Below are 13,239 nucleotides of genomic sequence, written 5' to 3'. Positions count from 1 at the left end.
ATTACAAGACTATATCCTCTAATGATATTCAAAAAAACCCATATTTTGCAAATTCCAGCTACGAATTGTCAGCAATGATAAAAGTAATATTAACAGAAGATCATCCGCTTGTTGTTGAGGGGATAAAGGCTATGCTGGATCATCAGCCAGATCTGACCTGTATGGCTACCTGTGGCTCAGCAAGCGCTTTGCTCGGCCTGCTAAAAACCATGCAGCCAGATATTATACTAATGGATATCAATTTGCCTGACACAAGTGGCATTGATCTTTGTAAAGCAGTGAAACAGCTGTATCCTGCAATTGGCGTACTGGCTCTTAGTATTAATAACCATCCTTCGGTCATACGGCAAATGATGGATAACGGTGCTGATGGCTACTTACTCAAAGATGCGGAAAAATCAGAAATTATAGCTGCCATTAAGGCCGTAACCAAAAATAACTGCTTTTACAGTCATTCGGTCACCATGACCCTGCGCAATGCAGATAACCACCCCTTACCCTCTCTTACGCGCAGGGAAAGGGAAGTGCTGGAACTTATTTCTGACGGGTTTACCAACCGGGAAATAGCCGAAAAGCTATATGTCGACATCACAACCGTCGATTCTCATCGCAAAAATATGTTGGCCAAATACAACGTCAAAAACACTTCTGCCCTGATTAAACTGGCTATGATCAATCATTTGTTGTAGCAACAAAGGGGAAGTCAAAAAGTTTTCGTAAAAATTATTTTCAACCATTTTATTTCTTCTCGCTACTGATCACCAGGTGCGCATCAGGCAATCCTTTTGCATGGACCGTTAAATGGACATCCCCCTTTGCTGCCCGCTCACTTTTAATCACCACTAAGGCTTTTCCTTTCCAGGCTTTGCGTGAAGTAGTATTATATGGAGCCGGGTCTTGCAAATTGGCATTATCCACTCCTATGATGGATCCTGGTCCTTTAATATCAAAAGAAAGCAAATTGTCGGCACCTGGCTGAATAACCCCGTCTTTATCAACAAGTCTTACCTGTACATAGGACAAATCCTGCCCATCCGCTGCAATATGATCCCGATCCGCCTTTAAAATGATCTTGGCTACCTTACCAGCCGTTCTAAGTATCCGGGCATCAAATTCCTTCCCATTTTTAACGCCAACCGCTTTTAATACTCCTGCCTGATAAGGCAGGGTAAATATGGCCTTAAAAGCGGTGGAATCGTTGGTTGATTTTTCCCCGATTAATTGATCGTTAAGATATAACCTTACTTTCGGATAGTTGCAATAGACTTCTACATCTATGTTTCTACCTTCAAATCCAGGCCAGGTCCAGCTCTCCCAAGTGGGCCAGACGGCCCACTGAGTCAGCTTAATCTCTCCAGTTTTTGGGCTGGGCTCCCTGACTGCTAAGTAGAGCTGCTCTTTATTACTGTATAATAGACTCCTGTAATAAGAGATCGGTTTTCTATTGCCCATCAGATCAATGTCTCCACAGTAGGATCCATGCCAGGGAAAAAGAATCCCCTCCCAATGCTCTGCGGTCGGCTCTCCGGGATAATAATACCGACCAATACCGGATTCTCCCAGATAATCCAGTGCAGTCCAAACAAAATCACCAATAATATAGGGATGGGAATTAACCAGCTTCCAATTATTGTATGCGTCTCTTGGGTACGACTCTGTCTGCACGATAATCCGGGAAGGTACTCTTTCGTGATCTGCCTCTGCCCGGTGCAATTGATAATTATAACCAGCCACATCATGCACTGCCATCAATGGATCAAAGATTTGCCAGTCTTTATCCCAGGTGGTCATGGCAGAAGTGACTGGTCTTGTAGGGTCCATTCGTTTAATTTCATCAGATAGCATTTTGGCGGTTTTAACCGCTTGAGGTTCTTTGCGTTCAATAATCTCATTGCCAATGCTCCACATGATGACACTGGGATGACTCCTATCACGAAGTACCATGGCATCCAGGTCTTTTTTCCACCACTTATCAAAATACAGGGCGTAATCATATTTGTTTTTATCGGTTCGCCATCCATCAAAGGCTTCATCAATCACCAAGAGTCCTAATCTGTCACATGCATTTAAAAAAGCGGTCGATGGGGGATTATGGGCGGTACGTACGGCGTTAAAGCCAGCCTTTTTCAGTAGTTCAACCTTTCTTTCCTCGGCCCTGTCATAGGCCGCTGCACCAAGGCAGCCGTTATCGTGGTGTACACAACCGCCATTAAGTTTTACCACCTGTCCATTAAGTTCAAAACCTTTATTTGGTGTAAATTGGATGGAACGGATGCCAAAGGGTTTTTCTACTATTTCAACAGTTTGGTTACGCGACTTTGCTTTTTGCCCATTTGTTGTAAGTTTAATCCTTGCCGTATATAAGTTGGGGGATTGTAATCCCCAAAGCTTGGGATGTCGCAGTTTAACTCTTTGTATAATAGCCGTATCTTTTCCAGGAGCTAATTTAACTTCCTGCGATTTGTCCGTTGCTACCTGTCTGTTAGTTGCATCCATAATATTCGTTCCTACGATCACTGTGTGGGCTTGCTTATCCGTATTACTTACGCTTGTTTCAATTTGGACGGTGGCCACTTCAGGCGAAACTTTCGGGGTCGTAACATATACTCCCCATTGCTTAACATGCACTGGATCCTCCAAGGCCAGCCAAACGTGTCGATAAATACCAGATCCCGAATACCACCGGCAATTTACCTGACTGGCGTTATCCACTCTAACCGCTATTAAATTATCGCCGCCAAAATTAAGATACGGAGTCAGCTCATAACTAAACCCAGTAAATCCATAGGGATGTGTGCCTAATGAATGCCCATTGATAAAGACTTCGCTGTTCATATAGACCCCTTCAAAATAAATAGACAATTGTTTACCCTGCCAATCTTTGGGGACCTTGAATGTTTTGCGATACCAGCCAATTCCTGTCGGAAAATACCCTCCGGCATTGCCGGAGGGATTATTTCTATCTATTTTGCCCTCTATGCTCCAGTCATGGGGTAAATCCAATAATCGCCAATTATGGTCATTAAAATGAACACTTTGACCTCCTGAGTGTTCTCCAAGGGCAAAATGCCACCCATCGTCAAAGCGTTCATACCCGGATGCCTTTAGGTGATTTTGAGCACTTACATGCAGAACAGGGGCACAACAAATCAACAATACGGCCCAAAAATATCCACAACCCACCAAAAGATTATTACGGCTTAACATACATCAATTATAAGAAGTTAATCAAATCATTTTCCGAGCTCAGATGCATTCATTCACGGCATAGATAATAATATTCAAAAGATCAAAAAGGCACCTGTTGTTCAAATATATTGTATTTTAGACATTAAATAATATTTTTTGCGGAATAATTAACGCCTGACGCCTAGATGAAAAGGCTAAAAAATACCTCAAAATGCCTCCAAGCATGCTGTCGGCATATTGCTAGCTAATAGGTTGCTTCCTTTATTGTCTCAAAATAATGGCAGCCACTTATTTTATGGGTAAAAGGCCAAAATATACTGCCTAATCCAAAGGGTGTATTATCACCGCCCATTATTTCTATTTATTTCAGTCCATTATTAACTTAGACAAGTCTGCAGAGGCCATTATTCTTTCCATTTCTGTTTCAATAATTAACTGAACATCATTTTTAATCTGCTGATAGCAATTTTGTACGTCCTCGGCCTTTATATTTCTGATTTGAGGTATGGGTTGATACTGATCTTCCTCTGCTTTAATCCTTTTATGATCATTTTGGATCTCTGCATGGAACATCTTTAGTTTTATTTTCTCTTCTGGGTTGTCGGCTACAATGCCGACCATCTCGCCAGAGGAGAGCGTGGCTATTTTAGAGGCCGGGATTGCAGCGTCCAGCTGCATAGACCGGCTAAACGAGGTATCCATGGAATTTACAGACATACTGCGTCTATCCTGCATAATACGGCCAAATCTGTCAGAAAGCAACTTTGCGGTATCTCCTGTCACCTGACCCGCTATAATATTGCCGACAACATTAGCGATTACATCTGCCTGATCCCGGCCATAATCTTTACGTAGTTGCGAGAAATCCTGCACACCCAGGCAAGTAGCCACCTGGTTACTTCTGGCAGTAGCGATCAGGCTGTCCATGCCATTAAAATAAATCGTCGGAAACTCATCAAAGATCAAACTGGATTTTAGCTGCCCTTTTCTATTGACCAGTTTGATCATTCTGGAGGTATAGAGAGATAATACGGCTCCATAGACCTGCTGCTTCATATAGTTATTGCCTACGCAAATAATCTTTGGATCCTTAGGATTATTCAGATCCAGCGTAAAATCACTGCCGGATAAAACATAATACAAGTGGGGAGAACTGAGTCGGGCCATGGTTATTTTGGCAGAGCCTACCTGTCCCTCTAATTGCTCCATGGCTTTATTGGTAAAAGCCGTCACAAAGGGGTTGATCAAGACCTCGATTTCTGGTTCACTGCGCAGTACAGGGAACAGCTTTTCATAGTCCACCTGCATCAGCTCAATTACATGGGGCAGTGTACAATAAGCACCGTCTTTATACTTTCTAAGGAACCAGATGATGGCGGTTACAAAATTGATGGGTGATTCTACAAAAAAGTCTCCCGTCTTCCTTATCCACTCCCTATTCAGACCTAACATGATCGTACGGGCAGATTCTGTTGCATCCATAATATCGGTCATGGATTTGGGGTCCAGCGGATTACAGCGGTGCGTGAAGCGCAGATCATCAAAATTGATCATATAAAACTTAGGGGGCACCGGATACTTATCTGTATTATCTAAGATGGTATTGTAGGCAATCTTTGTCAGGTCATCAAATTTAAAGTCATAAATAAACATGGTAAAACCCTTTTGAATATGTTGAGTGATCACATGGCGGATCACAAAATAACTTTTGCCGGACCCTGGTGTACCGGCGACCAGGGTTCCCCTGAACGGATTGATAATATTGATCCAGGATTTTCGACTTTTGCCATCCAGTTGATAGATGGCTGGCAAATTGATGGAAAAAGGGCTGCTGCGCAGCCTTTCTTCCTGCGGGAAGCTTTCCTGCAGTTGATTGAATACGTCCTTTTCCAGCTTAAGGGTGATAAGCCTGGTTAGCTTAAGACCGCCATTTGCTATTAGCAAATAGCCTATGCCAGTTACGATCATATACATCGTAGCCAGGTTATTAAACCGCATATCCAAATATAAAATGAACCAACTACCCCAATAACAGATCATGCCCACAAGCAATATAATCGCAATGGATTTTCCGCGTAGGGCATCGCTTTTTTTGCCTTTTGTTCCTATCATCCCAATAATTAATAAAACCAGGGCCGTACACTTTGAGGTATTAAAGCCTGACAGGAAGGACATTTTACAAAAGTTAATGACGAGCCTTTCAACAATCGGATAAGTCAGATGCCACTGTTTAAAAGCATCATAGAAATAAAAATAGAAATGAAACAGCAGTACCACCATACTGGCCCCCATGATCATATTATTGATTTTCCTTAACGCCTGTGTATTTTCTCCGGTTTGCATAATTTAAAAATTGAATGGTATATAGAAATTTAGTAATAGCAGAGCGCTCCGATTGCCCTTAATATCCTTAACGTCTAATTATCTTTTATCCTTATAACCCTTTTTTCTCTCTAATTCAGTAAATCTTATCGGGAAATGCTAAGCTTTGAAGATCTATTTTTCTGGCTGAGCCGCAATTGTTTTTTGGCACTAGCCAGATAACCATCTTCCGGGTCTTTGTAATCATAATACAACCTGTCCATAAAGGTCATGGTCACCGGTAATTCACTGGCCGGATAGTTTTTTACTTCCGTTGCCGCAGGGGTCGTATTTAAAGCTGTATTTACATCACTACTTATCTGTTGGCTCGTCGCTTCGTTTAAAGAAAGGTGACTGACTACTTGACTCCCTATATTTACCCCACCTTCAACCTGCACCCTAACATCCTTTGCCTCAGTCAGCTTTAAGAAGACCGCTGCCCGGTACTTTTCGCCTAACGTTTCGTCTGTAAAGACTGCGCAGGCTGCATTGTCTATAAAAACTGCATCAAAGATTTTTCCATCGGGGTTTTTCCTAAATATTATGCGCAGTCCATATCTATGCAATAGCGCTTCCATTTGCGCCTTATCAGCGCACTCAAGCGCCTTATCCAATACATACCTCATTCGTTGCTTATTGGGTCCACAAAGGCCCAGATTGGATGCAAAACGCTTTTCGAGGTTATTTAAGGTTGGTTTGCCATAGATATTGCTCGCTTTAACGGGCACCCCCATTGTTCGATAGTTTTCATCCAACAAGCGGTACATCAAGCCGCCCGCTTCAAACATCTTACTTCCCGGGCGGCCTCTGTTGGCCAGAACACCAAACTGATTGAGGACTAGATTGAATTCGGGAAGTGAAGTGCATTTGTATTTTCTAAGCACTTCGGCTACGATCACAGCAATAGAAGTAGCCACCTCTGCCTTGCCATAAACGACTCTTTCCAGTCGCCCTGATTGCAGTCTTAGTACCTTTTCTTCTTTTTGAGCACCCGCTATGACCAACCCGTACTTTTCTTCCAGGTCATTGCTCACATTAAAGGATTTTCCGCCTTTATAGCCAAAGGCGTCTAATCTCTTACCACCATCTGCAATAATGACTGTTGGCACATGTATATGAGGATGACCGGCATCAAAATGCCGGTAAACCAAAAAGGGTTGCCCTTCGAGGCCCATCAGATTCATATAATCATTGGCGATCTGGATCAGTTTGCCATCATCCAGTAAATCCCGGTCAGAGAAATTAAGGGTAATATGCAAAGCATTTTTCTTGCACCTAGAATTCTGGCTGGTCAGTTTATCAAATACCTCCAATTTAGTTTTAAAATCCAATTCTTCTACAGCCCACGGAAATCCTCCAGCGAACAGCAATTTTGCATCACATTTTTCAACTTTTCCTTCATTATATAACAACACCTCTTTAATGGAGGAAACGGATTCTATTTTGGCAACCATATATTCGCAATTTTAGTCATAAGATGAAAAAAAGCAGGGCCTACCTCCTCCAGTAAATGATACTGCTGCTCAATTACTTTGGCTTCCACCAGTACCAGTTCTGAGAACTGTTCCTGGCTAAGGCGGATAACTGCCTGATTCATGCTAATGGCAATTAATTGAAGGCTTTTGCGGGAAGCAGCAAGGTCCCAGAGTATTTGATCCATTGTAGCATCACGGGTTTCAATTATTATTGGCTTATTGTCCAATATATGCCTTATAAGCGCACTCATGGTTTTAAATTTTGATCGCTCAAGCAATCCTTTATAAGCAGCGTATTTTTCGTGGCTTAGACCAATCCGAACTGTAGGTTGCCATTGTCTTTTTTTGTTTGCTTTTTGATCATTCATTGTTTATCTGATTTAGGATTTTATAATAGTAATATCATGATGCTTCAAGTAAGGTAATCTGGGCTTTACCTGAGCAGCCTACGCACTGGGTATATAGTGTCCTCTGGCACTAGTGCCAGAGGACACTATATACCCAGTGCGTAGAATAGGGATGGATTATTTGCACTCAGCTTCTCCTGACAATAAGGTGTTTTTTTAATTACAAGTTCTGGCACATCCAACCTTCAATAAAAGCCGTACAGCTTGAAGTGTCAAGAGGAAATTTGAAAACTTATGGAAACTTATCAGGCACCTAGCGTTTATATATAATAGTTTAGAAGTTTAGCCTAGAGATATAGGTGGTGATACTTAACGAAAACATTGCAAGGAGGTACCCTGTAGCAAACAGGCTATTGCGTTATAGGTATTCTTTTCCTTAACTATATGTATAAGTATAAAGCCAGATACCAGGTATAAAGCTGAGTACAATTGTAAGATTTAGATATGGGGCGTCAGTACTCATAATTCCAGGCCATGGACGCTTGAAAAAGATTGGAGCATTTTAGGTACTGTCTTCCAGGGTGAGGGACTGCAACAATTGTAAAGTTAGGATACATGGGTCTCTTTGTTTATAAAGTTTGATAGATATATTAAAAGGCTAAAAGAAGGTGAAAGGAGCCCAACAGTAGTTATTACCCTAATTAACCACCCTCTGGCACCCACTTTTTTTTAGCACGTCTAATGTCTACTTATATTCCCCAAAAAAGGTATCCAATAAGTCATATAATAAACAGCAATATTTTATTCGCTACTTTTCAGTTAGTTAGATATAATCCCATATAAACAAAACGTATTATTTGATGATCATTAATTTTCTATATTTTAGTGGAGCAATTTCGTAATATTTTTTAAATTCCTTGGTTAAAGATTTTGAGCTTATAAAGCCAGTTGCATAAGCGATGTCTTTTATGGGCTGATCCGTATTTAAAAGCAAATAAAGGGCATTGTCCATCTTTGCGGATCTCCAGTAGGCAAAAGGCGTTAAGTCATAGGCATTTTGAAAATGCTTCCTCAAGTCAGTTTCACAGATATTAAGATACTGTATTGCATAATACTTTGTATTCTCATAAAATTGAATATCCCATAAGAGGGCCTGCCTGAGCGTTTCGAGCCCTACTAGCACCCTTTTTTGCATTTTATCGAGCCCCTTTTTCCCATTTAATTGCCTTTTGTATAAAAAGACCTGGATTAATAACATGCGGCCAAAATACTCCAAAACCTCTGGATCTCTATCCTTCCTAAGCGCATACCTGGCCATTTCATCAATGGCACGGATAATCTCAGGACTTGGCCTGACATCATCGGCAAAAAGTCGCATTTGCCGATTTGCTTCATATTCATTTATGAATTGACCAATAATTTCAGGGTCCACATCTATGATTTGTTTCAGGGCTTGTATGGTGTAATGTAAATCAAATGTCCTGTGACGCATACCCTTGATCAATTTTACTTTACTGTCCATGGACAGGGTATGCGATAAATTAATGTATTGAGCAAATAAATAGCGCATTGGATGAGGCGCGGATCTTTGTTCCAGACCACCACTCATGATACAGTTTAGCTCAATACTTCTAATGGGGGCCCTGGCTCTGGCTATACCACTGGCAAAGATATTGTAGTTGCCATCCCATAAATTAAATGTTGGCACCTGAATGTTTTGATAGAGTATATTACCAAAGCCGCCTGTCACGCAAACCTGGTTGCTTCCGCCTATAATAGGCCCGTTATACCCTGCATAAGCGCCGCTGTGCCATAAGACATCACTTGAGCCCTCAAACATTAAATCAAAGAGTGCTTTCATACCTGTATAAATTTTAATCGCCCAACGGACTTAATTAGATAAAACCTCAGTAGTAAAAGTTGTCCTTTAGGACCAGAGATAAACCAAAATAAAGTAAAACGCTACGTAAATATATGATATTCAAACAAAAAAACAAGGAATGCTGTTATTTTTAAATTCCCATTTTCGTTAGCTACTACTTAAAATGATCGTCATTTTTAGTTCCTAAGTACTATAGATAAAATCTATGCTTCATAGTATTTATCTATATTTATTAACACTTTTATTCATTATCTTTATTATCCTTATTTGTTCTAGGTATGGATACAACAGGTATCCAATCGCAAATCAGCAAAAAATTCACTCACCGCTAAACTTAATCAAAATGGAAAACCAATCAAACGATCTTAGCAAATGTCCCTTTCATAATGAGGCATTAAAACACAATGTTGCGGGTGGAGGTACCCATAATCACGATTGGTGGCCTGGCAGACTTAATTTGCATGTACTGCGACAACACAGTAATCTCTCCAATCCATTAGATGACAATTATGATTATGCAAAGGCATTTGCAAGCCTGGATCTTGACGGCTTAAAAGCCGATCTCAGGGCACTTATGACCGATTCTCAACCTTGGTGGCCAGCTGACTTTGGCCACTATGGCGGTCTGATCATCCGTATGGCCTGGCATAGTGCGGGAACCTATAGAGTGGGCGATGGTCGTGGTGGAGCCGGCCAGGGACAGCAGCGGTTTGCACCGCTCAACAGTTGGCCGGATAATGTAAGTCTTGATAAAGCAAGAAGACTGCTCTGGCCAGTGAAACAAAAGTATGGACAACAAATTTCCTGGGCGGATTTACTGATTCTGGCTGGCAATGTCGCACTGGAATCCATGGGCTTTAAAACTTTTGGCTTTGCCGGTGGGCGCGAAGATGTATGGGAGGCCAGTGATGAAGTCTACTGGGGATCTGAAAAAACCTGGCTAGGCGGTGATGTGCGTTATGCCCATGGTTCGCCAGGAGTGGAAGAGAATCACGCTGTTTTACCCTCTGATGACGATGCGGATGGTGATACGCATTCCAGGAATCTGGAAAAGCCCCTGGCTGCCGTACAAATGGGTTTAATATATGTCAATCCAGAAGGACCGGATGGGAATCCGGATCCCTTAAAAGCAGCCAAAGATATCAGAGATACTTTTGGCCGTATGGCCATGAATGACGAGGAGACGGTAGCACTGATTGCAGGCGGGCATACCTTTGGCAAAACGCATGGAGCGGCACCAGCCACCCACGTCAGCCACGAACCAGAGGCTGCCGAGCTGGAAATGCAAGGCCTGGGCTGGAAAAGCAGCTATGGATCCGGTAGTGGCCCCGATGCTATCTCCAGCGGACTGGAAGTCACCTGGTCCAAGACGCCTACTCAGTGGAGCAATAGTTTTTGGGAAAACCTCTTTGGTTTTGAATACGAACTGACCAAGAGTCCTGCTGGTGCGCATCAATGGGTGGCCAAAGACGGCCCGGAAATAATCCCCGATGCATTTGATCCCCAAAAAAAGCATCGGCCTACTATGCTTACCACCGATCTGTCTTTAAAATTAGACCCGATTTATGGCAAAATATCCAGACATTTTATGGAACATCCAGATGAATTTGCGGATGCCTTTGCCCGGGCCTGGTTTAAATTAACCCACAGAGACATGGGACCACGTACCCGGTATTTAGGTCCAGAGGTCCCCGAGGAAGAACTGATCTGGCAAGATCCTATTCCCGAGGTAAATCACCCTTTGATTGATCAAAATGATATAGCAACGCTCAAACAAACCCTTTTAAATGCCGGATTAACTGTATCTGCTTTGGTCACGACTGCCTGGGCCTCTGCTTCAACTTTTAGGGGGTCTGACAAACGAGGCGGAGCGAATGGTGCACGCATTAGATTAGCACCACAAAAAGACTGGATCGTCAATAATCCAGTTCAGCTGCAACAAGTATTAAATAAATTGGATGAAATCCAACAAGCATTTAATAATACGCAAACGGATGGCAAAAAAGTATCTCTGGCGGATCTAATTGTCCTTGGCGGCTGCGTCGCCATTGAAAAGGCCGCAGCAGATGCTGGCGAAAACATTGAAGTACCTTTTACGCCTGGCCGCATGGATGCCAGCGCTGACAAAACTGATGTGGATTCCATTGCATATTTAGAACCACTGGGTGACGGGTTTAGAAATTACCGCAAAGAAGGCATCCAGGTATCCCAAGAAGAACTCTTAATTGATAAGGCACAATTATTAACGCTTACGGCACCAGAATTAACGGTGCTGATCGGGGGGATGCGTGTGCTTCAAACGAACTTTGATGGTTCCAATCACGGGGTTTTAACCCAAAGGCCTGGCGCACTCACCAATGATTATTTTATTAATTTACTGGATATGCGTACAGCATGGAAGGCCTCAACAGAGAACAGGCAATTATTTATCGGCAGTGACCGCGCCAGTGGGCAGGCTAAATGGACAGCCACCCGGGCAGATCTGATATTTGGCTCCCATGCAGAACTTCGTGCTCTTGCGGAGGTATACGCCTCATCAGATGGCCAACATAAGTTTATAAAGGATTTTACGGCCGCCTGGAATAAAGTCATGAACCTGGATAGATTTGATTTACATAGATAGGCCTGACAGCAACGATTATTTTCAGCAGGATTTAGAAAGGAAAAGGACGCACTAACCGAACCAAGGTTGCGACGCTTTATCATTTATTCTTCTTGCGTTTTTAAATTGCTAAAAAAGAGGCCACTAATAAAGGGTAGAATTTTTCTACCCTTTATTATGTCTAGAAACTGCCAAAAGATTCTAATTAATCCTAAAATTCAAGTTCACTTAACGCCAAGTCCTTTTTGGGAAAAAGCCATCCAGAATATCCAAGGTAATTTCAAAGCTGGGATATAAACAATAAGATTATAGTTCTTCATTTTTGGAATAACTAGATTATATTCTTTGGCAAGCATCGATAATTCCAAAATATTATTCAATTTCAATTTGTTTAAGACCCGCACCTTATAGGTGCTCACCGAAGAAATACTTAAGGATAATTCACCAGCGATTTCTTTAATATATTTTCCTCGTAACAAATTATTCATTACGTCAAATTCTCTTTTGATAATAAAGAAAATGGATTGGTCTTTTGTCCATTATCACACTCAACATTCATTTCCAAAAAATCGTTTTCGCCTCTAAAATAGCGTTTACCGTCTATAATATGCAAAAGCGCTTCCTTAAAGCGATCCACCATCTCAAAAGCACAAATGTAACCATAGGCGCCAATATCTAAATACCTCGGAGCCAATATTTCCGGCGCGCCTGGCCCAATAGCTAAAATCCTGATGGATTTATTTACGGCTAAAGCCTCTTTGATTAATTTGAATGTGTTTATTCCATTCATATTGGTGCTGCTGATGACCAAATCATATTTTTGGTTTTTGAGTTTATCATAGGCTTTTTTTAGGGATTCAGCAAAACCGATTAGGATATCTTCTCCCAGCACCTGCCTTGTTAAGAATTCTAATCCATAAAGAGAGGGAAAATCTTTCGATGCAATTAGAATGGAAATGGACATACTAATAAGGGAATAAAGGATAATCAAATATAATTTACATATAATGCCTCAACCAACCACAAACCTTGGTCTGCTCAGTTCACTTCATATGGACGCAATAAAGCGACCTAAAATAAGCCGACCAGAATTTAGTGGGGAGCTAAACTTGACAAAAAAGCAATATCCTGTAATATTCAAATGTATTTAAACATTGACCCTCAAAATAATTTCTTGTTGGTAATTTTAAAGGGATAATAGAATATGCTGTTTTTGAAATTGCACAAATTCTTTTGCATAGCTGAATCAGCAGGCTGAGTATTACTATCTTTCAGGCAGAAGCGTCTCCTCCTTCCCTTTTAATTTAAAGATATCTTTGTCGCAATAAGCAAATTTAAGTTCTTTCATAACATACGTTCGTTCGTAGATGTAAGCCTTTTCAA

General features: G+C 41.6%; 9 protein-coding genes. 2 read left to right on the top strand and 7 right to left on the bottom strand.

All coding sequences use genetic code 11. The features are described from left to right. Positions 1-74: 74 nt before the first annotated feature. Positions 75-689, top strand: coding sequence for a response regulator (locus FSB73_RS11965; protein WP_225973962.1), 615 nt, complete (start codon positions 75-77; stop codon positions 687-689). Between the two features lie 49 nt (positions 690-738). On the opposite strand, the gene FSB73_RS11960 is transcribed toward FSB73_RS11965, so the two are convergent. From FSB73_RS11960 to FSB73_RS11940, 5 genes are all read right to left on the bottom strand, one after another. After that, positions 739-3,207, bottom strand: a complete 2,469-nt coding sequence (locus FSB73_RS11960; RefSeq protein WP_146782339.1) for a sugar-binding domain-containing protein — start codon at positions 3,205-3,207, stop codon at positions 739-741. 348 nt (positions 3,208-3,555) lie between these two features. Further along, positions 3,556-5,532 (bottom strand): conjugal transfer protein MobC, encoded by a 1,977-nt coding sequence (mobC, locus tag FSB73_RS11955; RefSeq protein WP_146782336.1) that lies wholly within the window; start codon positions 5,530-5,532, stop codon positions 3,556-3,558. Positions 5,533-5,657: 125 nt separating this feature from the next. Continuing rightward, positions 5,658-7,004: a relaxase/mobilization nuclease domain-containing protein gene (locus FSB73_RS11950; protein ID WP_146782333.1), complete on the bottom strand. Its 1,347-nt coding sequence runs from the start codon at positions 7,002-7,004 to the stop codon at positions 5,658-5,660. After that, positions 6,989-7,393 (bottom strand): hypothetical protein, encoded by a 405-nt coding sequence (locus FSB73_RS11945; protein ID WP_146782330.1) that lies wholly within the window; start codon positions 7,391-7,393, stop codon positions 6,989-6,991. The genes FSB73_RS11950 and FSB73_RS11945 overlap by 16 nt, the downstream gene beginning before the upstream one ends. Positions 7,394-8,225: 832 nt before the next feature. After that, positions 8,226-9,233 carry a helix-turn-helix transcriptional regulator gene (locus FSB73_RS11940; protein ID WP_146782325.1) on the bottom strand — a complete coding sequence of 336 codons (1,008 nt, stop codon included), beginning with the start codon at positions 9,231-9,233 and terminating at the stop codon, positions 8,226-8,228. Between the two features lie 364 nt (positions 9,234-9,597). Between FSB73_RS11940 and katG the strand changes: the two genes are divergently transcribed. Beyond that, entirely contained in the window at positions 9,598-11,877 is a 2,280-nt protein-coding gene (gene katG / locus FSB73_RS11935; protein ID WP_146782322.1) for a catalase/peroxidase HPI, read from the top strand. Positions 11,878-12,080: 203 nt separating this feature from the next. On the opposite strand, the gene FSB73_RS11930 is transcribed toward katG, so the two are convergent. Both FSB73_RS11930 and FSB73_RS11925 read right to left on the bottom strand, forming a co-directional pair. Next, positions 12,081-12,344 (bottom strand): LuxR C-terminal-related transcriptional regulator, encoded by a 264-nt coding sequence (locus FSB73_RS11930; protein ID WP_146782319.1) that lies wholly within the window; start codon positions 12,342-12,344, stop codon positions 12,081-12,083. Then, positions 12,344-12,820 (bottom strand): response regulator, encoded by a 477-nt coding sequence (locus FSB73_RS11925; protein ID WP_146782316.1) that lies wholly within the window; start codon positions 12,818-12,820, stop codon positions 12,344-12,346. Before FSB73_RS11925 ends, FSB73_RS11930 begins: the two co-directional genes overlap by 1 nt. Positions 12,821-13,239 lie beyond the last annotated feature (419 nt).

The sequence above is a fragment of the Arachidicoccus ginsenosidivorans genome, from assembly GCF_007971385.1.
GTDB lineage: Bacteria > Bacteroidota > Bacteroidia > Chitinophagales > Chitinophagaceae > Arachidicoccus > Arachidicoccus ginsenosidivorans.
This window is presented reverse-complemented; position numbering and strand designations above follow the sequence as displayed.